At 67.2% G+C, this 21,779-nt stretch carries 24 protein-coding genes, 6 tRNA genes and 1 riboswitch; of the genes, 10 read left to right on the forward strand and 20 right to left on the reverse strand.

Annotation, left to right across the window (positions count from 1 at the left end; genetic code table 11):
• Positions 1–101: 101 nt before the first annotated feature.
• The 5 genes from trpC to hisI all read right to left on the reverse strand — a co-directional run bounded on the left by trpC (position 102) and on the right by hisI (position 4,125).
• Entirely contained in the window at positions 102–923 is an 822-nt protein-coding gene (trpC, locus tag IEX33_RS10755) for an indole-3-glycerol phosphate synthase TrpC (protein ID WP_174179244.1), read from the reverse strand.
• On the reverse strand, positions 923–1,210 hold the full coding sequence (locus IEX33_RS10760) for an HGxxPAAW family protein (protein ID WP_188729993.1): 288 nt from the start codon (positions 1,208–1,210) through the stop codon (positions 923–925). The genes trpC and IEX33_RS10760 overlap by 1 nt, the downstream gene beginning before the upstream one ends.
• A gap of 104 nt (positions 1,211–1,314) precedes the next feature.
• The gene (locus tag IEX33_RS10765) at positions 1,315–2,001 is read right to left on the reverse strand and encodes a Trp biosynthesis-associated membrane protein (RefSeq protein ID WP_188729995.1); all 687 of its coding nucleotides are present in this window, start codon (positions 1,999–2,001) and stop codon (positions 1,315–1,317) included.
• A complete protein-coding gene (locus tag IEX33_RS10770; RefSeq protein ID WP_188729997.1) occupies positions 2,001–3,563 on the reverse strand; it encodes an anthranilate synthase component I in 1,563 nt (520 codons plus the stop codon). Before IEX33_RS10770 ends, IEX33_RS10765 begins: the two co-directional genes overlap by 1 nt.
• Before the next feature lie 118 nt (positions 3,564–3,681).
• The gene (hisI, locus tag IEX33_RS10775; RefSeq protein ID WP_188729999.1) at positions 3,682–4,125 is read right to left on the reverse strand and encodes a phosphoribosyl-AMP cyclohydrolase; all 444 of its coding nucleotides are present in this window, start codon (positions 4,123–4,125) and stop codon (positions 3,682–3,684) included.
• Between the two features lie 112 nt (positions 4,126–4,237).
• Between hisI and IEX33_RS10780 the strand changes: the two genes are divergently transcribed.
• A complete protein-coding gene (locus tag IEX33_RS10780; protein WP_066280589.1) occupies positions 4,238–4,882 on the forward strand; it encodes a TIGR03085 family metal-binding protein in 645 nt (214 codons plus the stop codon).
• An 80-nt stretch (positions 4,883–4,962) separates the two neighbouring features.
• Here the strand turns inward: IEX33_RS10780 and hisF are convergent, their stop codons facing one another.
• The 14 genes from hisF to IEX33_RS10850 all read right to left on the reverse strand — a co-directional run bounded on the left by hisF (position 4,963) and on the right by IEX33_RS10850 (position 16,321).
• Complete coding sequence (hisF, locus tag IEX33_RS10785; protein WP_188730001.1) at positions 4,963–5,739, reverse strand: imidazole glycerol phosphate synthase subunit HisF; 777 nt, start codon at positions 5,737–5,739, stop codon at positions 4,963–4,965.
• Between the two features lie 72 nt (positions 5,740–5,811).
• Entirely contained in the window at positions 5,812–6,672 is an 861-nt protein-coding gene (gene hisG, locus IEX33_RS10790) for an ATP phosphoribosyltransferase (RefSeq protein ID WP_188730002.1), read from the reverse strand.
• Between the two features lie 90 nt (positions 6,673–6,762).
• Positions 6,763–7,026, reverse strand: a complete 264-nt coding sequence (locus tag IEX33_RS10795) for a phosphoribosyl-ATP diphosphatase (protein WP_015936881.1) — start codon at positions 7,024–7,026, stop codon at positions 6,763–6,765.
• Between the two features lie 103 nt (positions 7,027–7,129).
• A complete protein-coding gene (gene ribH / locus IEX33_RS10800; protein WP_188730004.1) occupies positions 7,130–7,618 on the reverse strand; it encodes a 6,7-dimethyl-8-ribityllumazine synthase in 489 nt (162 codons plus the stop codon).
• A 69-nt stretch (positions 7,619–7,687) separates the two neighbouring features.
• A complete protein-coding gene (gene ribA / locus IEX33_RS10805; protein ID WP_229675328.1) occupies positions 7,688–8,476 on the reverse strand; it encodes a GTP cyclohydrolase II in 789 nt (262 codons plus the stop codon).
• Entirely contained in the window at positions 8,473–9,204 is a 732-nt protein-coding gene (ribB, locus tag IEX33_RS10810; protein WP_188730007.1) for a 3,4-dihydroxy-2-butanone-4-phosphate synthase, read from the reverse strand. The genes ribA and ribB overlap by 4 nt, the downstream gene beginning before the upstream one ends.
• Entirely contained in the window at positions 9,201–9,845 is a 645-nt protein-coding gene (locus tag IEX33_RS10815) for a riboflavin synthase (RefSeq protein ID WP_174179259.1), read from the reverse strand. Before IEX33_RS10815 ends, ribB begins: the two co-directional genes overlap by 4 nt.
• Positions 9,845–10,912 (reverse strand): bifunctional diaminohydroxyphosphoribosylaminopyrimidine deaminase/5-amino-6-(5-phosphoribosylamino)uracil reductase RibD, encoded by a 1,068-nt coding sequence (gene ribD / locus IEX33_RS10820; RefSeq protein WP_229675344.1) that lies wholly within the window; start codon positions 10,910–10,912, stop codon positions 9,845–9,847. Before ribD ends, IEX33_RS10815 begins: the two co-directional genes overlap by 1 nt.
• 290 nt (positions 10,913–11,202) lie before the next feature.
• A riboswitch (FMN riboswitch) is annotated at positions 11,203–11,352 on the reverse strand.
• Positions 11,353–11,391: 39 nt separating this feature from the next.
• Positions 11,392–12,072, reverse strand: coding sequence for a ribulose-phosphate 3-epimerase (rpe, locus tag IEX33_RS10825; protein ID WP_188730161.1), 681 nt, complete (start codon positions 12,070–12,072; stop codon positions 11,392–11,394).
• A gap of 37 nt (positions 12,073–12,109) precedes the next feature.
• Complete coding sequence (locus tag IEX33_RS10830) at positions 12,110–13,681, reverse strand: RsmB/NOP family class I SAM-dependent RNA methyltransferase (RefSeq protein WP_188730011.1); 1,572 nt, start codon at positions 13,679–13,681, stop codon at positions 12,110–12,112.
• Complete coding sequence (fmt, locus tag IEX33_RS10835) at positions 13,678–14,598, reverse strand: methionyl-tRNA formyltransferase (protein ID WP_188730013.1); 921 nt, start codon at positions 14,596–14,598, stop codon at positions 13,678–13,680. Before fmt ends, IEX33_RS10830 begins: the two co-directional genes overlap by 4 nt.
• A complete protein-coding gene (def, locus tag IEX33_RS10840) occupies positions 14,595–15,194 on the reverse strand; it encodes a peptide deformylase (protein ID WP_188730015.1) in 600 nt (199 codons plus the stop codon). Before def ends, fmt begins: the two co-directional genes overlap by 4 nt.
• 93 nt (positions 15,195–15,287) lie before the next feature.
• Entirely contained in the window at positions 15,288–16,148 is an 861-nt protein-coding gene (locus tag IEX33_RS10845; RefSeq protein ID WP_188730017.1) for a cytochrome, read from the reverse strand.
• A 101-nt stretch (positions 16,149–16,249) separates the two neighbouring features.
• Positions 16,250–16,321 (reverse strand) — tRNA-Val (locus tag IEX33_RS10850).
• Positions 16,322–16,628: 307 nt separating this feature from the next.
• Here IEX33_RS10850 and IEX33_RS10855 point away from each other — a divergent pair.
• The 7 genes from IEX33_RS10855 (at position 16,629) to IEX33_RS10885 (ending at position 19,043) form a co-directional block, all read left to right on the forward strand.
• A tRNA-Gly gene (locus IEX33_RS10855) sits at positions 16,629–16,701 on the forward strand.
• A 47-nt stretch (positions 16,702–16,748) separates the two neighbouring features.
• A tRNA-Cys gene (locus tag IEX33_RS10860) sits at positions 16,749–16,819 on the forward strand.
• A 41-nt stretch (positions 16,820–16,860) separates the two neighbouring features.
• Positions 16,861–16,935, forward strand: a tRNA-Val gene (locus IEX33_RS10865).
• A 59-nt stretch (positions 16,936–16,994) separates the two neighbouring features.
• Positions 16,995–17,067, forward strand: a tRNA-Gly gene (locus IEX33_RS10870).
• A 41-nt stretch (positions 17,068–17,108) separates the two neighbouring features.
• Positions 17,109–17,180: transfer RNA gene (locus IEX33_RS10875), tRNA-Val, on the forward strand.
• Between the two features lie 224 nt (positions 17,181–17,404).
• Positions 17,405–17,668: an antitoxin gene (locus tag IEX33_RS10880; RefSeq protein ID WP_174179273.1), complete on the forward strand. Its 264-nt coding sequence runs from the start codon at positions 17,405–17,407 to the stop codon at positions 17,666–17,668.
• A gap of 151 nt (positions 17,669–17,819) precedes the next feature.
• The gene (locus tag IEX33_RS10885) at positions 17,820–19,043 is read left to right on the forward strand and encodes a benzoate/H(+) symporter BenE family transporter (RefSeq protein ID WP_188730019.1); all 1,224 of its coding nucleotides are present in this window, start codon (positions 17,820–17,822) and stop codon (positions 19,041–19,043) included.
• Between the two features lie 16 nt (positions 19,044–19,059).
• Here IEX33_RS10885 and zapE read toward each other — a convergent pair whose 3' ends face one another.
• Entirely contained in the window at positions 19,060–20,097 is a 1,038-nt protein-coding gene (zapE, locus tag IEX33_RS10890; RefSeq protein ID WP_188730021.1) for a cell division protein ZapE, read from the reverse strand.
• Between the two features lie 261 nt (positions 20,098–20,358).
• Between zapE and IEX33_RS10895 the strand changes: the two genes are divergently transcribed.
• Both IEX33_RS10895 and IEX33_RS10900 read left to right on the forward strand, forming a co-directional pair.
• Complete coding sequence (locus IEX33_RS10895; protein WP_188730023.1) at positions 20,359–21,282, forward strand: sulfurtransferase; 924 nt, start codon at positions 20,359–20,361, stop codon at positions 21,280–21,282.
• A 38-nt stretch (positions 21,283–21,320) separates the two neighbouring features.
• Entirely contained in the window at positions 21,321–21,779 is a 459-nt protein-coding gene (locus IEX33_RS10900; protein WP_188730025.1) for a SufE family protein, read from the forward strand.

A 21,779-nucleotide genomic window follows, 5' to 3' on the forward strand; every position in this document is an offset into this window, starting at 1 on the left:
GTTCCAGTTGGATGTTTCTCAAAGTGTGGTCCCCGCGGCCGGCCGGGCAGGACCAGCCGGCGGGGCCCAGCCCCGCCTTCTGGTCCTGCACCGTGCGTGCGTCAGCCGCGGGCGGCAATGGCGGCGGCGCCTGCCGCCTTGAACTCGGCGATCCGCTCCTGCGGTGTCGAGTGGCTCACCAGGGCCTCGCCGACGAGGACGGCGTTGGCGCCGCTGGCGGCGTAGTGCGTGACGTCGTCGGCGTCCCGCACGCCGGACTCGGCAACCACCACTGCCCCGGCCGGGATCTGTCCGGCCAGCGAGGCGAAAACGGAACGGTCGACGTCGAGCGTCTTCAGGTTCCGTACGTTGACGCCGATGATGCGCGCCTGCGCGGCAACGGCCCGCTCGATTTCCTCTTCGGTGTGCGTTTCCACCAGCACGTTCATGCCAAGTTCGCGGCTGAGGGCGCTGAACTCGGCGAGCTGGGCGTCGGAGAGCGCGGCAACGATGAGGAGGATCAGGTCCGCGCCGTGGGCGCGGGCTTCCCAGATCTGGTACTCGTCAAGCGTGAAGTCCTTCCGCAGGAGCGGAACGTCGACGGCGGCCCGCACGGCGTCGAGGTCCGCGAGGGACCCGCTGAAGCGGCGCTGCTCGGTGAGGACACTGATGACGGAGGCACCGCCGTCGGCATACTGCCTGGCGAGGGACGCGGGATCGCCGATAGCGGCAAGGTCTCCCTTGGAGGGGCTGCGGCGTTTGATTTCCGCGATGACTTTGAGCTCAGCCCGGGAGGGCGAAGGGCCGCCGAGCGCTGCCCAGGCGTCGCGGGCAGGTGCCGCGGCCTGCGCCAGGTCCTTCAGTTCAGCCAGCGAAACAAGCTGTTTCCGGGCCTCCATATCCTCCCTGACACCGGCGTTGATGTCATCGAGAACAGTGGACATCAGTGGCCGGAGTTCTTCAGCTTGCTGCCTTCAACGCCGTAGCCTGCCTTGCGCATGATGTAGCCCAGGATCAGGCCGAGCACCATGACGCAGCCGCCGGCAATGAAGATGGGGGTGTTGGCAATGACGAACGCGATTGACATGATCAGGGCGCCGACCAGCATCACGATGACGCAGGTCCAGGCTGCGGGGCTGTTGCCGTGGCCAAGTTCCTGGCTGTGGTCGATGACGCCCGGGGCTACAGTGCGGGTGCCGGACTTGGAAACGGACGCAGGTGCTTTGCTCATGGAAATCTCCTCAGGGTGAATACTGCTTACATTCTGCCATTTTTTGGCCCGCAACCGTTTATCGGGCGGCGCGCTGCCGGTACCCGGTGTCCGCGCGGGGCGGGTCAGGTGGGATCGTCGCCGCGGGAGAGCCGGTCCCAGCTGTCGATCTCGTCGACGGGACCCGCGGCCGCGGGGCTGCCCGCCGCCGGTGCGTCATATTTCGTCCGGGCTTTCCAGTGCCGTCCGGCGGGGACCATCACCAGGGCAGCCAGTGCCAGCAGGCATCCGGCCACGACGGCGAGGACCGGGAATGCTGTGACAGCCACCTGGGCCTGGGATCCGGTGACACCGGTCGCTTCCGCGATGGATCCCTGGGCGGCCGCCAGCGGGCTGGTGAGGACCGTTGCGGCCGCAGCGACAATTCCGGCGGCGGCCAGGACGATGATGGCGGTGATGATCCACCGGGCAATCCGGCCGGCAATGGCGGCTGCCAGGCCGCCGGCGAGGGCCACCAGAGCCAGGGCCGTGACGGCGGTGGCCGCCTTGCTGCCCTGCACCGGGAGCGGTTCCTGGGCCGCTCCGCCCTGGCCAAGCTGGTTGGGATCGAGGATGACACTGATCCAGGTCTGGGTGGTGGTGCCGAAGACCGCCAGCGCCAGCACGGCAATGAGCAGCACCAGCGTGGACCGGCGGGCCCAGGCCGGCGCCGCGGGACCCTTGGCCGCAGCTGCCGCCTGTCCTGCGCCTGCCTGTCCTGATACGGGTTCCCGTGCTGCTGCGGGTTCCTGTGAGGCTTCCGGACGGGGCATCAGGAGTCCGACCCGCCGGGAAGCGAGTCCGCGGAGATGTTCTGCAAGGTGCCCGCGGTGTGGACGGCGCGGAGGGGCGCTGCGGCCTTGTTGACGGTTTCCAGGGCCTCGGTGTCGTTGACCGAATCAGCCACGATGCCGCCGCCGGCCTGGACGTAGGCGCGCCCGTCCCGGATCAGCGCGGAGCGGATGGCGATGGCCATGTCCATGTCGCCCGCGAAATCGAGGTAGCCCACCACTCCGCCGTAGATGCCCCGGCGGTGTGGTTCGAGTTCATCCAGGAGGCGCAGCGCACGGGGTTTGGGGGCGCCGGACAACGTGCCGGCCGGGAAGGTTGCCTTCAGCACGTCGTAGGCCTTGGCCTGGGGCGAAAGCTGTCCCACCACGGTGGACACCAGGTGCATGATGTGGCTGAAGCGCTCCACCTCCATGAACTGGGTGACGTCCACCGTCCCCGCCACGCAGACCTTGGACAGATCGTTCCGTGAGAGGTCCACCAGCATCAGGTGTTCGGCACGTTCCTTCTGGTCCGCCAGGAGTTCCTCGGCGAGTGCCTTGTCCGCCTCCACCGTCCGGCCCCGCGGCCGGGATCCGGCAATGGGGTGGGTGATGACTTCCTCACCGGTCACCGTCACCAGCGCCTCGGGCGAGGAGCCAACAATGGAGTACTCCCGGCCCTCAGCGTCCTCGAGGCTGAAGATGTACATGTAGGGGCTGGGGTTGGTGTTCCGCAGGACCCGGTAGACGTCCAGGGCCGATGCCTGGCACTCCATTTCGAAGCGGCGGGAGATGACCACCTGGAACACCTCGCCGTCCACGATGGCCTCCTTGCCGCGGTCCAGGGCAGCCAGGTACTCGGCCTCGTCCCAGCGTTCCTGGACGCTGGAGGCAAAGTCCAGTGCCGCGGGAGCCAGGACCGAGACGGGCTGAGCCACGGGAGTGCTGACCTTGGCAAGCAGCGCCTTGACCCGGGCCACGGCGTCGTGCCAGGCCTCATCCACGCGCTCGGAGCTGTCATCGAAATTGATGGCGTTGGCGATGAGCAGCACCGTGCCGTCCACATTGTCGTGGACCGCCATGTCCGTAACCAGGTTCAGCGCCATTTCCGGAAGCTGCAGGTCGTCCTCGGGCGGGCTGACCAGGCGTTCCCAGTGCCGGACCGTTTCCCAGCCCAGGAATCCCACCAGTCCGGAGGTAAAAGGCGGCAATCCGTCGAACCTGTCGGTGCGGAGGGCTTCAATGGTGTCGCGGATGGCGTCCACCGGGCTGCCGTCCACGGGGACGCCGGCGGGAGGCTGGCCCAGCCAGTGTGCGTTCCCGTCCTTGGTGGTCAGGGTGGCCCTGGACCTCGCGCCGATGAACGAGTAGCGGGACCACGCCCCGCCTACTGCCGCGGATTCCATCAGGAAGGTGCCGGGCTGGCCGTTGGCGAGCTTCCGGTACAGGCCGATGGGGGTCTCGGCGTCCGCGAGTACCTTAAGCCGGACGGGGATGACGCGGCTGTGCCCGGCCAGCTCCCGGAATTCCTCGAGGCCCGGGCTGATGATTCCAAGGTCCTGCATGGCTATGCTGTTCCGCCTGTTCTCGTTGGGCCGTCTGCGCCGGCGCCTGTGGGTGTGCTTGCGGAGGTGGCCGGCCCTCCCCCGCGTGACCGCAACTAGCTGCGGTTCCTGAAGATGTTCAGCCCGCCTGGCCGGTGGTGACAGCCAGGTCCCGGCCGTCGAAGCAGGTGCGGGTGCCGGTGTGGCACGCTGCGCCCACCTGGTCCACCCGCACGAGCAGCGCGTCGCCGTCGCAGTCCATCGCCACGGACTTGACCCACTGCACGTGCCCGGAGGTGTCCCCCTTGCGCCAGTACTCCTGGCGGGAACGCGAGTAGAAGGTGACCCGCCCGGTAGTCATGGTGCGGTGCAGGGCTTCGTCGTCCATCCAGCCCAGCATCAGGACCTCGTTGGTGTCGTATTGCTGCACCACCGCGGCCACCAGGCCGGCACTGTCACGCTTGAGCGCGGCGGCCAGTTCCCCCGGGAGCGGGCTTGGGGATGATGCGGCGGCCGGGCCGGGCGTGGCAGCCACAGGCACGGCGGAGCCGGGGTTCGGGACGGGGGCGGGGTACTCAGACATCAGGTCAAGTCTAGTGCCTGCACCGCGACCCCTAACGTGTGTGAACAACGGCACGCCACCAGGGGCGGCCGCGCTGCCCAACTCCGCGCCGGTCATGCTAGTTTCACAAGTGATGCATTTCGTCGAACCGTCCCGAGAAGTCCTGGCCGAGACCCTGCTTGCGGCCGGTCCTGATGCGCCCACGCTGTGCAAGGGCTGGCGCACCAGGGACCTTGCCGCGCACCTGTACCTGCGCGAACGCAAAGCAGCCGTAGGGCTGGGCCTGATTATCAAACGGCTGGCCAAAGCCTCGGACCAGGCCACTGCCAGGCTCGCCGCGAAACTGACCACGGCCGAAGCGTACGCAAAGCTGGTCAACACGTTCCGGGCAGGACCGCCTGCGCTGTCCCCTATGAACATCAAGGCCCTCGACGAGAGCTCCAACCTCATCGAATACTTCGTGCACACGGAGGATATCCGCCGCGCCGTTGACCGGTGGGCGCCGCGGGCACTGGACGAGGCGTACTCGGAGGCTCTCTGGGACGAACTCGTCAAGCGCGCCGCGATCCTATACCGCGGCGTTGACCTGGGAATCGTCCTGGTTCGCCCGTCCGGGCCCCGCCACGTCGCCAAGCGCGCACCTGTTTCGGTGGCCATCGTGGGCGAGCCGGGCGAGCTGCTGATGCACGCCCACGGCCGCACCCGCCACGCCCTGGTGACGTTCGAAGGCCAGCCCGACGCCGTCGCCCTCCTCCAGTCAGCCGAAGTAGGCCTTTAACCCCCAACTAAGTAGCGCTAAGTGTCGTTATGAGCCCTCAAAACGACACTTAGCGCTACTTAGTTGGGTTGGGACGCGCTTTAGCGGACTTCGAAGCCTGCGTTCCGGATGGCGTCCTTGACCTGGGACATCATGTTGTCCGGTCCCCAGTGGAAGATCGATGCTGCCAGCACGGCGTCTGCACCCGCGGCGACGGCCGGGGGGAAGTGGGCAGGCTCCCCTGCTCCGCCGGAGGCAATGATGGGCACCTTGACCGCAGCCCGGACCAGCCTGATGAGCTCGAGGTCGAAGCCGTCTTTGGTGCCGTCGGCGTCAATGGAGTTGAGCAGGATCTCGCCCACGCCGCGGTCCGCGGCTTCCCTGGCCCAGGCAATCGCGTCGATCCCGGTACCGGTCCGTCCGCCGTGGGTGGTCACTTCAAATCCCGACGGCGTGGGCTGGGAACCGGGGCGGGTGCGGCGGGCATCGAGGGACAGGACGAGCACCTGGGAACCGAAGTGCCGGGTGATCTCATCGATGACATCGGGCCGGGCGACGGCTGCGGTGTTGATGGACGCCTTGTCCGCTCCGTAGCGCAGCAGCTTGTCCACCTCGGCAACACCGCGGACCCCGCCGCCCACCGTGAGCGGGATGAAGACTTCCTCCGCGGTGCGGCGGACGACGTCGAACGTTGTTTCCCGGTTGCCCGAGGACGCCGTGACGTCCAGGAAGGTCAGCTCGTCCGCGCCGGCGTTGTCGTAGCGGTGCGCCAGCTCCACGGGATCGCCGGCATCCCGCAGGCCCTCGAAGTTAACGCCTTTGACGACGCGCCCGGCGTCCACGTCGAGGCAGGGAATGACGCGTACTGCTACTGCCATGGGAGCTCCTGGAAATTCTGTCTTGTGCTGCGCTGGGTTGTTAAAGCGCGGGTTGGTGCTGCGGGGGCCGGCTCAGATGCGGCAGGCGTGGATGCTGCTGACCAGGATGGCGCGTGCACCGAGGTCGTACAGCTCGTCCATGATCCGGTTGGTTTCCTTCTTCGGGACCATGGAGCGGACGGCCACCCAGTCGGAATCCCGCAGCGGGGAGACGGTGGGCGATTCCAGGCCGGGGGTCAGGGCGGCGGCACTTTCCACCAGTTCCTTGCGGATGTCGTAGTCCATCAGCACATACTGGCGGGCCACCAGCACGCCCTGGAGGCGGCGGATCAGGACCTCGATCTCCTTGGCGGTGCCGTTCGCAGCGCCGCCTTTGCCGGTGCGGCGGATCAGCACGGCCTCGGACTTCAGGATGGGATCGCCGAAGATTTCCATTCCGGCGGCCTTGAGGGTGTTGCCGGTTTCCACGACGTCGGCGATGGCGTCTGCCACGCCCAGCCTGACCGATGATTCAACGGCGCCGTCAAGGCGGACCACCTTGGCGTTGATGCCCTTCCCGGCGAGGTAGCCGCGGAGCAGGCCGTCGTAGCTGGTGGCCAGCCGCTTGCCCTCAAGCTCCTCCACCTTGGCGAAGTCCCCAACGGGACCTGCAAAACGGAACGTGGACGCCGCGAAGCCCAGCGGAAGGAGCTCTTCTGCCTCCACCTCGGCATCCAGGAGAAGGTCGCGTCCGGTGATACCGACGTCGAGCGTTCCCTGGCCAACGTACACCGCGATGTCCCGCGGGCGGAGGAAGAAGAACTCGATGTCGTTGTCCGGGTCCACCATGACGAGTTCACGGGTATCCCGCCGTTGGCGGTAGCCCGCTTCGGAGAGCATGGCAGAGGCGGCTTCGGACAGGGAGCCCTTGTTGGGGACGGCTACTCGCAGCATGGGAGGTCTTTCTGGTGTGGGGAGGTCTAGGTGTTCAGGCAATGCAGGCCACGGCGGGCGCCGGCGGCGTGGAGCGCGCCGGACCGGTGGCTACAGATGCTTGTAGACGTCTTCCAGGGTCAGGCCTTTGGCGAGCATCAGAACCTGCAGGTGGTACAGCAGCTGGGAGATTTCCTCTGCCGCGGCTTCATCGGATTCATATTCGGCAGCCATCCATACTTCGGCTGCTTCCTCAACGACTTTCTTGCCGATGCCGTGGACACCGGAGTCCAATTCAGCGACGGTGCGGGAGCCTTCCGGGCGGGTGGCTGCCTTCTCGCTGAGCTCAGCGAACAGCGTCTCGAAATTCTTCACGCCCTCCAGCCTACTTGCTGCAGCCCGCAGGGCGCTTCCCGGGCCGTTGCATGACGGGCGCGATGTGAGCGAATACACAAGCGCGCCCGTCCTGCGGGCTCCGTTACTTGCCGTACTGCTTGAGCACGACGGCGGTGGCCAGCGCCGCGGTGACGGCCTCGTGGCCTTTGTCTTCCTTGGAGCCGGGAAGGCCGGCACGGTCCAGGCCCTGCTGTTCGGTGTCGCAGGTCAGGACGCCGAAGCCCACCGGGACGCCGGTGCGCACGCTGACGTCGGTGAGTCCCGACGTCGCTGCCTGGCACACGTAGTCAAAGTGCGGGGTTCCGCCGCGGATCACGACGCCGAGGGCAACAACGGCGTCGAAGTGCGGTGTGAGCCGGGCGGCAGCGACCGGCAGCTCAAAGCTGCCTGGTACGCGCAGGACGGTGGGCTCGGCGATACCGGCGTCCTTCGCTGCCCGGAGCGCTCCGTCCAGGAGCCCGTCCATGATCTGGGTGTGCCAGCTGGCCGCCACAATCGCCAGCCGCAGCTGGGACGTTTCTGCGGGGTTGAGGGTGCTGAGGTCGATATCGGGGGCGCCGTGTCCGCTCATGGGTCAGTCTGTTCCGTTCAGTGGTGGTGTGTGTTGTCAGTGCCGCGGCCGTGGGCAGGCCGCGGCCGGTCAGTCTTGTTCGTGGTCGAAGGTTTCCGGGGTGGTGACGGGAACCGCCACCACATGGGTGTCCAGCAGCAGCCGGTGCTCCATGCGGTCCTTCTTGGTCCGCAGGTAGCGGATATTCTCATCGCGGGACGGCACCTCTGTGGGAACCATCTCCACAACCTTCACGCCCGCCCGTGCCAGCCTGTTCTGCTTGTCCGGGTTGTTGCTCAGGAGCCGCACCTCATGAAGGCCCATTTCCGCAAGGACCTGCGCCGCGGCGTTGTAGGAGCGGGCGTCCACAGGGAGTCCCAGCTGCTCGTTGGCCTCCACCGTGTCAAAACCCGCCTCCTGCAGCGCGTAAGCCTTGATCTTGTTGGCCAGGCCGATGCCCCGGCCTTCCTGCCCCCGCAGGTAAAGCAGCGTGCCGCCGTTTTGCTGGATCATTTCCAGGGCGAAGGCAAGCTGCTCCCCGCAATCGCAGCGGTAGGACCCAAAAATGTCGCCGGTGAGGCATTCCGAGTGCAGCCGGACGAGGGGGGCCTTGCCGTCCTTGGGCGGGTTGGGGGAACTGACGGCCAGGTGCTCCACGCCGGTGACCAGGTCGGTCCAGGCCTGCGCCACGAAATCACCGAAGGCGGTGGGCAGTTGCACTATCGGGCCGCCGCTCACGGGGTGCGGGGCAACGCCGCTGCCGCTGCGTTCCTGACCGTTGGCGGAGGATCCGTGGCTTTTCGGGGAAGTCCCCAAACCGTCCCGGGAATTTCCGTGGCCGTTCGGCGAACCGCTGTCGCGGGCTGTCGAAGAGGTCATTGTGTCTCCTTCTTGCCGCCCGCAACCTCGCGGGCGGCCTCCGTGGGCTGACCTTCCCCCGTTGCGAGGTAGGCTGCCAGATCCTCAATGGAGATCAGGGGGCAGCCATGCTCTCCCGCGAAGGTCCGGAGCCCGTCCAGGCGCATCATCTCGCCGTCGTCGTACACAACTTCTGCTATCACGCCCACCGGTTCGAGGCCGGCCAGGCGGCACAGGTCCACCGCAGCCTCGGTGTGGCCGGGGCGTTCCCGCACACCACCGTCAACTGCACGGAGCGGAAATATATGCCCGGGCCTGGTCAGGGATGCCGGCACGGCGTGGGGGTCGGCCAGGACCCTGGCGGTAAGGGCCCGGTCCGTGGCGGAGATCCCTGTGCTGACACCCAGTGCGGCGTCGCAGGAAACGGTGTAGGCGGTTCCCTTGGCGTCCTCGTTGACCGCCACCATGGGAGGCAGCGCAAGGGCATCCGCCCGGTCGCCGGACAGCGGAACGCAGATGACGCCCGAGCTGTAGCGGATGGTCCATCCCATCAGCGCGGGGGTGGCATGCTGTGCCGCGAAGATAATGTCGCCCTCGTTTTCGCGGTCCTCATTGTCCACCACAAGGACCGGCCTGCCGGCGGCCATGGCCTGCACTGCCACTTCAATCGAGTCGAGCCCGCGGGCATCGGGGGCAGGAACGACGCCTGCCGGCGCTGCCTCTGGTTCGAGCCGGAGCACGGCGTTCACAGTGCACCTCCGTCAGCAGCTGCCGGCGCCGAAGTCCTGAACGCAAGGAGGCGTTCCGTGTACTTGGCCAGGACGTCCACCTCGAGGTTGACCCGGCTGCCCGTGGTCTTGGAACCCAGCCCGGTTTCGGCAAGGGTGGTGGGGATCAGGCCCACTTCGAACCAGGGCTCGGGCTCGGCGGCCTCGCTGACGGCGGTGACGGTGAGGGAGACGCCGTCGATGGCGATCGAGCCCTTTTCCGCGATGTAGCGGGCCAGGTTGGCGGGCACGCCGAACCGGAGCCGCTCCCAGTTGCCGAGTGCTTCCCGTTCCAGCAGCACGCCGACGCCGTCAACATGCCCCTGCACCACATGCCCGTCCAGCCGGCCGCCCGCGGGAACGCAGCGCTCAAGGTTGACGGAGTCGCCCGGCGCCAGTTCGCCGATGGTGCTGCGGACCAGGGTCTCCCCCATCACGTCGACGCTGAAGTCCGCGCCGTTGATCCCGGTGGCCGTCAAGCAGACCCCGTTCACGGCCACGGAGCCGCCCAGGGCCAGGCCTTCAGTGCTGCCGGGCGCGTGCAGCCGCAGGGTGGCGCTGGCGTCCCCGTCCCGCTCGACGGACAAAACGTGCCCTTGCTCGGCAATAATTCCGGTAAACATCAGTGGCCTTCCTGGGCTTGCTCCGCGGTTGCGCGGGATGGTTGGGGGTCTAGGGCAACGGTTCGTTGCGGTCTCAGGTGGAGTCTCAGGTCGCGGCCCAGCCTGCGCACGGCACCGCCGTCGGACTCGTCCCATTCCCACTGCTGGGCGTCGGCGAGGGTGCTGATTCCGAGGCCGTCCAGGGCAGGGGTGCCGGAGCCGAGCAGGGTGGGCGCCAGGTACACAATGAGCTCATCCACGAGTCCGGCGGCAAGGAACGCGCTCAGGATGCGCGAGCCTCCCTCCACCATGAGGTGGCGGGTCCCGGACGCGTAGAGCAGGGACAACGCCTCGTGCGGGTCGCGGGTGCGGAGGTGCGTGACGCGCCCGTCAGTTCCGCGTACGGCGGCGCCGCCGGGGACGTCCCGCAGGCCCATGACAGCCCGGACCGGCTGGTTCGGCGCCGGTGTTCCCTGCGGGTCGCGGGCGGTGAGCCGGGGGTTGTCCACCAGCACGGTCTGGGTGCCCACCAGGATGGCATCGATCCGCCCGCGGATGGCGTGGTTGTCCGCGAGGGATTCCGGGCTGGATATCCACTGGCTGGTGCCGTCCTGGGCAGCGATGCGGCTGTCCAGCGTCTGGGCGATGTGGAGGGTGACGAAGGGGCGCTTTGCGGTCACCGCCTCGAACCACTGCCGGTTCAGGTCCAGGGATTCAGCGGCTCCCAGGCCGCTGCGGACGCGGACGCCGGCGGCCCGCAGCGTTGCTGCTCCACCCGCCGCAGGGTCGTGCGGATCGTCCACGGCGTACACCACGTCCGTTATTCCGGCGGCAATGATGGCCTGCGCGCACGGGCCGGTGCGCCCAAGGTGGTTGCAGGGCTCCAGCGTCACCACCATGGTGCAGCCTGAGAGATCCACGCCCGCTGCTGCCGCCTGGGCGATGGCATCGGCCTCCGCATGCGCGGTGCCGGCGCCGCGGTGGAACCCGGTGATCAGGTGGTTGCCCTCAGGATCGACGACGACGGCGCCGACCAGGGGGTTCGCCCCGCGCGGGCCCCGCAGGGCTGCTTGCAGCGCAGCCTCCATGGCCCTGGTCTCGCCTGCGCTGAAGGCGGTAACGACGCCGTCGGCGGGCTGGAGCGGGTGGCCCGGATGCAGGGCGGTGCCGGCTCCGGCACCAAGAGATTGTGTGGCCGCCGTCATGCCGCGACCATCGCCACGGCTGCGTCCTCCGCTGAAGCGGCGGGACGTCCGGCATCTAAGAGCCATCGCTTGGGGTTCATTCCGTGTCGTTCCTTCCCTCTCGAACCGCGATGGCTCCGGGGGTATACGACAGCAGAAGGCTGCGGGACCGGGACGGCCCCACAGGTACAGCTGTACGTGCTTCTCTCATCCAGACTTTAACTGTCGGTACCGGAATTTCACCGGTTCAACCGTCTGCCGGGCTTTCCTTGCGGAAGGCACCGGCTCGCGGGTCGCGGACTGTCACCGCCGGTTCGGACTTACACCGACCCCGGAGCACGTATGTGTGTTGCTATTGTGCCATAACCGGCACGGGCTCCCGCCTATTCCGCAGAAGCCGCACGTAACGAACCGCTGCCCTGCTCGCGGAGCCGTTCGATGGCAGCGGCGGGATCGTCAGCGCCATAGACAGCGGAGCCGGCAACAAAAACGGTGGCGCCGGCTTCGGCTGCCCTGACGATCGTTTCCTCCGTGATGCCGCCGTCCACCTGGATGGCCACGTCCGCTCCGGAGCCGTCAATGGCTGCCCTTGCCCGCCGGATTTTTGGCAGGGTGAGGTCCAGGAAGGCCTGTCCCCCAAACCCGGGTTCAACGGTCATGATGAGCAGCATGTCCAGCTCGGTGAGCATGTCCAGGTACGGTTCCACGGGGGTGGCGGGACGAAGCGCCATCCCCGCCTTCGACCCCCTGCTGCGGAGTTCGCGTGCCAGCTTCACCGGGGCGAGGGAGGCCTCGGCATGGAAGGTGACCGAAGCCAGGCCGGCGTCGGCAAATCCCGGCGCCCACCGGTCGGCGTCGGCGATCATGAGGTGCGCGTCGAGGGGAATGGGGCTGACCGCCTGGATGCGCTGCACCACTGGCAGTCCGATGGTCAGGTTGGGAACGAAGTGGTTGTCCATGACATCCACGTGCACGGCGTCAGCGGTGCTGATGCGCTGCAGTTCGGCCTCCAGGTTGACGAAGTCGGCGGAGAGGATGCTCGGGTTGATGCAGCATTGCGTCACGGGGTTGCCTTTCACTGGGTCTGTTGTTCGCTTTCGCCTAGGACTTTTTATGGATGAGTGCCAGGAACATAGCATCCGTCCCATGGATGTGCGGCCAGAGCTGGGCCGTGGACTCGTGGCCCGCGTCCAGCTTCCCCGGAAGGCTGACGGCGTCCAGTGCTGCCCCGGCGTCCAGGAGCTCCAGGTCGTCACGCTTGCGGAGGGCATCGGCAACCACGGCGGTGGTCTCCGCCGGGTGCGGGGAACACGTCACGTAGGCCACCACTCCCCCGGGCCGCACGGCTGCCAGCGCCGAGGCGAGGAGCTCGCGCTGCAACGGGCCGAGGTCCGCCAGGTCCTTGGGCGACCGGCGCCAGCGCGACTCGGGCCTGCGCCGCAAGGCTCCCAGCCCGCTGCAGGGCACGTCCACCAGGACGCGGTCAAAGGAGCCGGGCTTTTCGGAGCCGAGGTCGCGGCCGTCACCGGTGCGGACATGCCACGTTTCGGCCGGCACGGCCGAGAGGGCCTGGCTCACCAGCTTGGCCCGGTGCGGAGCGGGCTCATTGGCCAGCAGCGTGGCGCCCTGCTGTTTTGCCAGTGCGCCGAGCAGGGCTGCCTTTCCACCGGGGCCGGCACAGAGGTCCAGCCACGCCTCGGCGTGTCCGGCGCCTGTCCCGCCCTCAGGCCCGCCAAGATCGACGGCCGCCATGGCCCGGGCCACCAGCTGCGAGCCAACGTCCTGGACGCGGGTGGTTCCTTCCCGGACTGAGGAGAAGCGTCCAAGGTCACCACCACTGGAAAGAGCCGAACCCTCGACGAGCCCACCCGGAGTAGCGCCGTGTTCCAGGGCCTCGTCCAGGTTGCCGAGCCCCGGGAGGGCTACCAGGTTAACCACGGGGGCAGCGTTGTCCGCTTCCAGCAGGTTGTTGATTTCATCGGCGGATCGCCCGTGTGCAACCAGTGACTGGCGCATTGCGCGGACGATCCATTCGGGGTGGGCGTAGCGGAGCGCAGCGATCTTCGTTGCGTCGGTCTCCCCGGCCACGAGCTCGTCCAGCCACTCCTCCAGGGTATGCGCGGCAACTTTGCGCAGCACGGCATTGATGAGCGCAGACGGGCCTGCTCCGATCACGGCGCGCGCCAGCCCGACGGTCTGGTCCAGGGCGGCGTGCGCCGGAACGCGCATGGCCAGCAGCTGGTGCGCCCCGATGCGCAGGGCATCCAGGATGGCGGGATCCAGCTGGTCCAGGGGGCGGTCCACGCAGCGGGCCAGGATGGCGTCGTAGGTGCCCTGGCCGCGCAGGGCGCCGTACGTCAGTTCGGTGGCGAATCCGGCGTCGCGCTTGTCCAGCCCGTGGTGGCGGATCCGTGCCGGCAGGACAAGGTTGGCGTAGGCGTCCTCCGCCGCCACGGCGCGCAGGACTTCGAAGGCGACAAGACGGGCGGGATCCGCCCGGCGGGTGCGCTGGGACGGGGCGCTGTCCGTGAAGCTCCGCTGCGGACCGCGGTTGCGTTCACGGCCCTGGGCGTTACGGCGGCTGTTGTCCCGGGGTCCGCCTTTGCCGCGGCCCTGCCCGGAGTTGCCCTGCCCGCTGCCACGCCCGCCTGGATTGCCGCCGGACCCGCTCATTCGAACACCACGCTTTCAAGGGAAGCCATGCCGCGTGCCCAATCAGCCGCGGCCATCATCTTTTTGCCCGCCGGCTGGATCCGGGTCAGTTCCACCGCGTGGGAACCCGTGCCCACCAGCACGCTCTTGCCGTGCAGCGCCAAGGCTCCCGGAGCAAGCGTCGTGACATCCGGACGCAGCCGGACCGGTTCCAGCTTCACCCGCTGCCCGTCAAGCACGGTCCACGCACCCGGTTCGGGAGTGACGCCGCGGGCCTGCCGGCTGATGGCAAGGGCGGGATGGCTCCACTTAAGGTGGCCATCCTCAAGGGTCAGCTTGGGTGCCAGTGACACCTCGCCGGCCTGCGGCTGCGCCGAGGCTTTGCCTGCCCCAATGGCGGACAGCGTCTGGGCCAGGAGGACCGCGCCGCTGCGGGACAGTCTTTCCAGGAGTTCACCCGCGGTGTCCTCCGGACCGACGGATTCGGTCAGGGTGCCGAACACGGGGCCGGTGTCCAGCCCCTCTTCCAGCAGGAAGGTCACAGCTCCGGTGACGTCGTCCCCGGCCATGACGGCGCGCTGCACGGGCGCGGCGCCGCGCCACGCAGGCAGCAGGGAAAAGTGCAGGTTGATCCAGCCATGCCGGGGAACGGCCAGGGCGGCAGGCGGAACCAGCCCGCCGTAGGCTACGATGGCGGCCACATCCGGGTTTACGTCAGCGATCCTGGCGGTTGCCTCAGCGTCAACGCGGGCGGCGCGGATGACCTCGATTCCGAGTTCGGCGGCGCGCGCAGCCACGGGCGACGGCGTGAGGACGCGCTTGCGGCCCACAGGGGCATCGGGACGGGTCAGCACGGCAGCGACGTCGAAGCCTGCCTCCACCAGCGCATCCAAGGACGGGACGGCGACGGCGGGGGTTCCCGCGAACAGGACCCTCACCCGGCGTTACCGGCCGCTCCGGGACCAAAACTGGAGCCGGGCAAGGAGCCGCCGAAGCTGGATCCGACCGTCTTGGCGCGCTTGGCGGCTGTCCGCTCGGTGACCGAGCCGTAGTTGGCGTTACGGATGGACCGCAGGGCGGCCTTGCGGTCCTCCCCCTCCAGCCGGTCGGTGTAGAGGATGCCGTCCAGGTGGTCGTTCTCGTGTTGGAAGCACCGCGCCAGCATCCCTTCGCCTTCCACCGTGACGGGGTTGCCGTGCATGTCCACACCGGTCACACGGGTGGAGCGGAAGCGCCGGACGGGAAAGCCGAGGCCGGGGATGGACAGGCAGCCCTCCACCTGGTCGTCCTGGTAATCCTCGCTGTTTTCCAGGACGGGGTTGATGATGTGTCCTTCCACGCCGTCAATCCGGTAAGTGAAAACCCGCTGGCTGATGCCCACCTGGGGCGCGGCCAGGCCTGCGCCGTCCACGTCCTCCATGGTGTCGGTCATGTCCGCGACCAGCTTGGCCAGCTCCGGCCCGAAATCCGTCACGGGATCGGCCACTGTGCGCAGCACAGGATCGCCGATGATGCGGATATTCAGGATAGCCATGCGCAGTAATTCCTTACAGTTGGCGGAAAAGGGAACCTGTCCAGTTTAGGCGCAGTCATCTGGTCCGCAGACATACCAGATGCAGGCAAAGCGCTAGGCAGTGCGCACCTGCGCCACCGGCGGCGGGGCGACGGGAAGCAGCGCGGAACCGGCGCTGATGGTATCCGCGTTGAGCTCCCACACCCGCCTCAAGGCACAGAACTTCCACCAGTGGTGCTTGAGGACCTCGGGATTGGCCCGCACCGGACGCACTTCGGTTTCACCGATGGCCACCGCCAGGAGGACGGGGTCCTCCCCGTACTTCCACGGCTCCCAGGTCCCGGCCTCGGGATCAACAAGGCTCTCTTCCGCCTTCATCCCGGCGACAAGCTGCATCACCACCTTGTCATCGAGCGGTTTGACCAGGCCGTCCCGGGTGGTGCCTTTGGTCTTGTAGTCGATGAGGCAAACGCGGCCGTTGATGCGGGCCACCAGGTCCAGGGTTCCCGCATATCCCACTGCGTTGTTCCAGACCGTGATTTCCGGGGCGACTGGCTCCACCCGGAACAGCTCCCACCACTCGTCAAAGCGGACCGCGAAGGCTTCTTCTCCGTTGGCTGCCAGGGCCTCACGGGTTTCCTTCATGGCGTGCGGGCGGCCCAGGGCGCGGAGCGCCACCTGCTCGCAGTAGTTGTGCACCCGGTCCCCGCGCTTGGCCGCTTCATCCCGGTACGTCTCAGCCGCCCTGGCTGCCCGGCTTACAGCCTGTTTGATCTTGGCAGGGCTGCCCAGGCAGTCCGCCAGCAGGGGATCGTTTGCCAGGCTGCTCGCGCCCATGAAGCCGAACCAGCCATCCAGTCCGTGCGGCTGCTGGCTGATGACGGTGGTGATGGACGGAACCGAGAACTGCTCTGACGTTGAGCGGGCGTACATCCGGCCGTATTCGGTGGCATGGGCGAGAAGTGGAGCTGTCATGGAAAAAACTCTTTCACAGGGGGCCGACAAAATCTGCAGGCACGAATCCGCATACAAAAAAGGTCCGCTTCCGCTGCGCGCGGAAACGGACCTTTGTGCGGTGGGCGATACTGGGTTCGAACCAGTGACCTCTTCGGTGTGAACGAAGCGCGCTACCACTGCGCCAATCGCCCTGATGCACTTGAATGCTAGCCGACGCCGCACCCAATTCAAAAATCGGCACGTCCGGCCCCATCCCCAGGCAGCCGGAAGGGGGCCGGCCGGCCCGGCACCCTGCCGGAGGGGGCACCCAAGGCACGCACCCGTCGTCGTAAATTACACAGCTGTAAGTAGGCCAGAACCGCGCCATTGCTGGGAAGAACGGACACAAAGGGGAATCGGGGCGCCGGCGATTTGGAGAATCCTTGAACCTCCTATATTGTTTTTACTCGTTGGAACGCGAGGAAATGCCGGGAACGGCAGGGAATCAGCCTCCAAAATGCGGACGTAGCTCAGCTGGTAGAGCACCACCTTGCCAAGGTGGATGTCGCGAGTTCGAATCTCGTCGTCCGCTCGCAGGACACTGTCACGGCAAAGGTTCTTCGGAACTAACGCTTACACGGTGGGTTGGCCGAGAGGCGAGGCAGCGGCCTGCAAAGCCGTATACACGGGTTCGAATCCCGTACCCACCTCGGTGAAAACCATGGTTTCCGGATCACCTCCGGATGGACATGGGCGATTGGCGCAGCGGTAGCGCGCTTCCCTGACACGGAAGAGGTCACTGGTTCGATCCCAGTATCGCCCACCAAGCAAGGAGACTTGCTTCATGCAGTTCGACCGGCCCCGGCCGGAACGCACTCCATATCTGCGGACGTAGCTCAGCTGGTAGAGCACCACCTTGCCAAGGTGGATGTCGCGAGTTCGAATCTCGTCGTCCGCTCTCTTGTTTCTTAGGATCCCATCAGCCGGTCTTCCGGTTCCGGGCGATTGGCGCAGCGGTAGCGCGCTTCCCTGACACGGAAGAGGTCACTGGTTCGATCCCAGTATCGCCCACAGGCAGCAGCTCTCCGGAGCTGCTTTTTTCTTGCCCGGCCACCGTGCGCGCTCTCGCCTGCGGTTCCCACGCGGTTTCCATCAGAACCGCACCCGCTGCAGGCAATTGCGCATCCGCTGCGGGCGAACGCCCGGAACCCCTGATTTCCTTGGCAGGCCTTCCCGGCGGCGCTAGGATCGAATGCGGAGGAGCGACCTGGCTCCGCGATTGAAGGGAGGTGCTCGTGGGACTGATTGACGATCTAAAGGGCAAGGCTCAGGGTCTCATCCGCGGCAACGAGCAGGCCATCAAGAACGGCATCAACAAGGCCGGTGATTTTGTGGACACCAAGACCGGAGGCAAGTACTCGGGCCACGTCAACAAGGTCCAGGATGGCGCTTCCAAGCTCATTGACAAGAACGGCACCCCGGGACAGGCACCTGCCGCCGAGCAGGTTCCGCCGGTCACTCCCGTCAACCCGGTTCCGCCGGCTGACAGGACTCCGTAAACAGGATTTGGCCAGGGTCTTGCCCTAGCACGTCAAGGGGGTGCAGGTCCCGCCGGGAGGCGGCACCTGCACCTTTGGCGTTTAAGCGGCACGTCCAACCGGTGCCCAGGCCGATTGAGGCTTAATGAAACAGGGCCGGTAACCTGCCCCTATGGCGAAGTCCCCCGCATATCCCACGGCACAGCAGTCACCCGGGCGGCACAAGCTCGATTCCCGGCCCGTTGTGGCAGGTATCGTCACCGCGCTGGTGGGATTTACGTCCTCCTTCGCCGTGGTCCTGGCCGGGCTCAGGGCGGTTGGCGCCAGCCCCGCGCAGGCGGCGTCCGGACTGCTGGCACTGACCGTGGCCGTGGGCCTGGGGGTGCTCTGGCTCTCCTGGCGTTCCAAAGTGCCGGTGACGCTCGCGTGGTCCACGCCCGGCGCTGCCCTGCTGGCAACGTCCGGAACGGTCGACGGCGGGTGGCCGGCCGCCGTCGGGGCCTTCCTTGCCACCGGGGTACTGATTGCCATGACCGGCCTGGTCCCTGCCCTGGGGCGGCTGATGGCAAGGATCCCGGCAACCCTTGCGCAGGCAATGCTCGCCGGCGTCCTGCTGCAGCTTTGCCTGGCACCGTTCAAGGCGTTAGGGACAGTACCGCTGTTCATTGCGCCGGTCATCCTGTGCTGGCTTCTGATGATGAGGCTGGCGCCCCGCTGGTCCGTCCCGGCAGCCCTGCTGGTGGCCCTGGCCGTGATCGGGATTTCCCTGGCCTCAGGGGGCACCTCCCTGGGGGATGGCGAAATTCTTCCAGTCCCTGCCTGGACCACGCCAGCCTTCAGCCTGCAGGCCATGGCGGGTATTGCGCTTCCGCTGTTTGTGGTGACGATGGCGTCCCAGAACGTCCCGGGCGTGGCAGTGCTCCGGTCTTTCGGCTACGACACCCCGTGGCGTCCCGCCATGCTGGTGACCGGTGCAGGGACAGCGGCAGCAGCGCCGTTCGGCGCCCACGCCGTAAATCTCGCCGCGCTCAGCGCCGCCCTGGCAGCCGGTGAGGAGGCGGGGCCGGACCGGAGCCGGCGGTGGGTGGCCGGCTTCACGTCCGGGCTTGCCTATCTTGTGCTGGCTGCGTTCTCCGCTGCGCTGGTGACCCTGGTGACGGCCGCGCCGGCCGGCATGCTCGAAGCAGTGGCCGGCCTCGCACTCCTGGGGACCCTGGCCGGTGCCGTGTCAGCCGCGCTGGCCGATGCGGAGGACAGGATAGCCCCGGCCGTGACCTTCCTCATGGCGGCCTCGGGCCTTGCCTTCGCCGGTATCGGGTCGGCGTTTTGGGCACTCGCTGCCGGGCTGGCGGTCCGCCTGGTGCTAAGGCCGCGCAGTCCCGGAGCAGCAGGCTGACCGGGCCGGACCGCCGCTAGGACGGCTCGTGGTTCTGGCCTTCGCGGGCCAGTGCGGTAAGCCTGGAAACGGCGCGGAAGTACTTCTTCATGTAGCCGCCCGTCATCATTTCCTCCGTGAACAGCTGGTCGAACGGAACACCGCTGGCGAGGATGGGGACATCCTTGTCATAAAGCCGGTCAGCAAGCACCACGAACCTCAGCGCCACGGCCTGTTCGGTGATGGTGTGGACGTTGCGCCACACCACGCCGTCAATGCCGTCAATCAGCTGGCGGTAGCGGCTGGGGTGCACGCCTGCCAGGTGGTGGATCAGCGTGCTGAACTCGTCCTGGGCCACCGTCTTCCCGTCGAACTCCGCCTTCATGTGCGAGGACAGTTCGCTGTTCTTCAGGGGCGCCGGCGCTGCGGGCAGTCCGCGGTGCCGGAAGTCTTCGCCGTCGATCCGGAGGACGTCGAACTGGTCCGCGAGGACCTGGATTTCACGCTGGAAGTCGACGGCTGCGAACCTGCCGTCGCCCAGCGATCCGGGCAGGGTGTTGGAGGTGGCTGCGAGTTTCACTCCTGCGTCGGCGAGTTCACGCATGAGGCGGGACATGAGGACGGTGTCGCCCGGATCGTCGAGCTCGAACTCATCGATGCACACAAGCTTGTAGCTGCTGAGCGCGTCCACCGTCTTGCGGAAGGACAGCGCACCCACCAGGTTGGTGTACTCCACGAAGGTCCCGAAGGCTTTGGGGCCGGGCGAGGCGTGCCACAGCGAGGCGAGCAGGTGGGTCTTGCCGACGCCGAACCCGCCGTCGAGGTAGATGCCGGCGCGGGTTTCGTCCTTCTTGGCGAAGAACTTCTTGAACAGTCCTCCCCCGCCCGCGGAGCCCACGCCGTCGGCAAAGCCCTCCAGTGCCCTGACGGCCGCAGACTGGCTGGGCTGCTTGGGGTCGGGGCGGTAGCTGGAAAAGGAAACCTGGCCGAACCGCGGCGATGGATAGAAACCTTTGAGGAGCTCATCCACCGAAACTGCCGGAGTGCGGGCGGCAAGCTGTTCGATCTGTACCAAGGGGGTCCGTTCTGCTGGTGGTTGGTCCCCAGAAAGAATACCGGCAATGCGGCACCGCGTTTCCGTCCCATGATGCGCCACGCATTGCTCCCGCATACTGCGTCACAGGTTCCGGCCCGCGCAGCGTGATGAAGGCAACATTGCGTCCTGTTAACGGAATACGGACACCGGCCGGGGTGCTGGCTAGTGTGGAAGCAGGTCCCAATGCCGGCGCCGCCAGGTCCAGCAGGCTCCCCGTGTCCTCAATGAAAGGCCAAGATCATGCCCTACCCCGTTGAACAGAACGAGAAGTTCGCAGCCTACGCCCACCCGGAGCGGCTGGTCTCCACAGGGTGGCTCGCTGCCGCCATCGAACGCGGCGCCGTCGCCAACGGCGAGCTGGTGGTGGTGGAATCCGATGAGGACGTGTTGCTCTACGAAACCGGACACATCCCCGGCGCCGTGAAGATCGACTGGCACACCGACCTGAATGACGACGTCACCCGCGACTACGTGGACGGAGCCGCGTTCGCCGAGCTGGCGGCGTCGAAGGGCATCTCCCGTGACAGCACCGTGGTCATCTACGGGGACAAGTCCAACTGGTGGGCTGCCTACGCCCTCTGGGTTTTCACGCTTTTTGGCCACCAGGACGTGCGCCTGCTGGACGGCGGCCGGGACAAGTGGATTGCCGAAGGACGGGAAGTCACCAGGGAGAAGCCGGCCCCGGCCAGGGGTGATTACCCGGTCGTCGAGCGCAACGACGCCCCCATCCGCGCCTTCAAGGAAGACGTCCTTGCCCACCTTGGCAAGCCGCTCATCGACGTCCGCTCCCCCGAGGAATACACGGGCCAGCGCACGCACATGCCGGCGTACCCGGAGGAGGGCGCCCTCCGCGGCGGCCACATTCCCACGGCTGCCTCCATCCCCTGGGCCCGCGCCGCAGCAGAGGACGGCACCTACCGCAGCCGTGCGGAACTTGAGGCCCTCTACCTCGGCGAAGCCGGGCTGGCCGAAGGCGACGACGTTGTGGCGTACTGCCGCATCGGCGAGCGTTCCAGCCACACCTGGTTCGCCCTCAAGTACCTCCTGGGCTTCGATTCCGTCCGCAACTACGACGGTTCCTGGACCGAATGGGGCAACGCCGTGCGGGTGCCGATCGCCAAGGGTGCAGAACGCGGTTCTGTTCCTGTTGCAGTAGGATCCTGACGCAGCCTGTGCCGCAGCAATTGCGTAGACTTGAACCGATGACTACTCAAGCCCTGCCTTCCGCCCTCGCGGCCATCGTGGACGATTTCCAGGCCATGTCCGAACCCGAGCGGCTGCAGCTGCTGCTGGAATTCTCGGAGGGCCTGCCGGAACTTCCGGACCGGCTCAGGGACCACCCTGAGCTGCTGGAGCAGGTGGTGGAGTGCCAGTCGCCGCTCTTCCTCACCATTGAGACGGAGAACGACGGCGGCCCGGCCGGCGCCGTGCGGTTGTTCTTCAAGGCTCCGGCAGAGGCCCCCACAACCCGGGGGTTTGCCGGTGTGCTGCACGAGGGGCTGGACGGGTTGTCCGCTGAAGAGATCCTCTCGGTCCCGGACGACATGCCGGAACTTCTCGGACTCACCCGGGCCATCACGCCGCTCCGCATGCGCGGCATGACCGCCATGCTGGGAAGGATCAAGCGCAAGGTCGCTGCTGCGTCCGGCGTTCGCTCCTAG

This window comes from Pseudarthrobacter scleromae (assembly GCF_014644515.1).
Classification (GTDB): domain Bacteria; phylum Actinomycetota; class Actinomycetes; order Actinomycetales; family Micrococcaceae; genus Arthrobacter; species Arthrobacter scleromae.

What these genes read in the sequence shown, in the direction of transcription:
- trpC (WP_174179244.1), bottom strand. Translation starts at nt 923, where the DNA reads ATGTCCACTGTTCTCGATGACATCAACGCCGGTGTCAGGGAGGATATG.
- IEX33_RS10760 (WP_188729993.1), bottom strand. Translation starts at nt 1,210, where the DNA reads ATGAGCAAAGCACCTGCGTCCGTTTCCAAGTCCGGCACCCGCACTGTA.
- IEX33_RS10765 (WP_188729995.1), bottom strand. Translation starts at nt 2,001, where the DNA reads ATGCCCCGTCCGGAAGCCTCACAGGAACCCGCAGCAGCACGGGAACCC.
- IEX33_RS10770 (WP_188729997.1), bottom strand. Translation starts at nt 3,563, where the DNA reads ATGCAGGACCTTGGAATCATCAGCCCGGGCCTCGAGGAATTCCGGGAG.
- hisI (WP_188729999.1), bottom strand. Translation starts at nt 4,125, where the DNA reads ATGTCTGAGTACCCCGCCCCCGTCCCGAACCCCGGCTCCGCCGTGCCT.
- IEX33_RS10780 (WP_066280589.1), top strand. Translation starts at nt 4,238, where the DNA reads ATGCATTTCGTCGAACCGTCCCGAGAAGTCCTGGCCGAGACCCTGCTT.
- hisF (WP_188730001.1), bottom strand. Translation starts at nt 5,739, where the DNA reads ATGGCAGTAGCAGTACGCGTCATTCCCTGCCTCGACGTGGACGCCGGG.
- hisG (WP_188730002.1), bottom strand. Translation starts at nt 6,672, where the DNA reads ATGCTGCGAGTAGCCGTCCCCAACAAGGGCTCCCTGTCCGAAGCCGCC.
- ribH (WP_188730004.1), bottom strand. Translation starts at nt 7,618, where the DNA reads ATGAGCGGACACGGCGCCCCCGATATCGACCTCAGCACCCTCAACCCC.
- ribA (WP_229675328.1), bottom strand. Translation starts at nt 8,476, where the DNA reads ATGACCTCTTCGACAGCCCGCGACAGCGGTTCGCCGAACGGCCACGGA.
- IEX33_RS10815 (WP_174179259.1), bottom strand. Translation starts at nt 9,845, where the DNA reads ATGTTTACCGGAATTATTGCCGAGCAAGGGCACGTTTTGTCCGTCGAG.
- ribD (WP_229675344.1), bottom strand. Translation starts at nt 10,912, where the DNA reads ATGGAGGCTGCGCTGCAAGCAGCCCTGCGGGGCCCGCGCGGGGCGAAC.
- IEX33_RS10830 (WP_188730011.1), bottom strand. Translation starts at nt 13,681, where the DNA reads ATGAGCGGGTCCGGCGGCAATCCAGGCGGGCGTGGCAGCGGGCAGGGC.
- def (WP_188730015.1), bottom strand. Translation starts at nt 15,194, where the DNA reads ATGGCTATCCTGAATATCCGCATCATCGGCGATCCTGTGCTGCGCACA.
- IEX33_RS10845 (WP_188730017.1), bottom strand. Translation starts at nt 16,148, where the DNA reads ATGACAGCTCCACTTCTCGCCCATGCCACCGAATACGGCCGGATGTAC.
- IEX33_RS10885 (WP_188730019.1), top strand. Translation starts at nt 17,820, where the DNA reads ATGGCGAAGTCCCCCGCATATCCCACGGCACAGCAGTCACCCGGGCGG.
- IEX33_RS10895 (WP_188730023.1), top strand. Translation starts at nt 20,359, where the DNA reads ATGCCCTACCCCGTTGAACAGAACGAGAAGTTCGCAGCCTACGCCCAC.
- IEX33_RS10900 (WP_188730025.1), top strand. Translation starts at nt 21,321, where the DNA reads ATGACTACTCAAGCCCTGCCTTCCGCCCTCGCGGCCATCGTGGACGAT.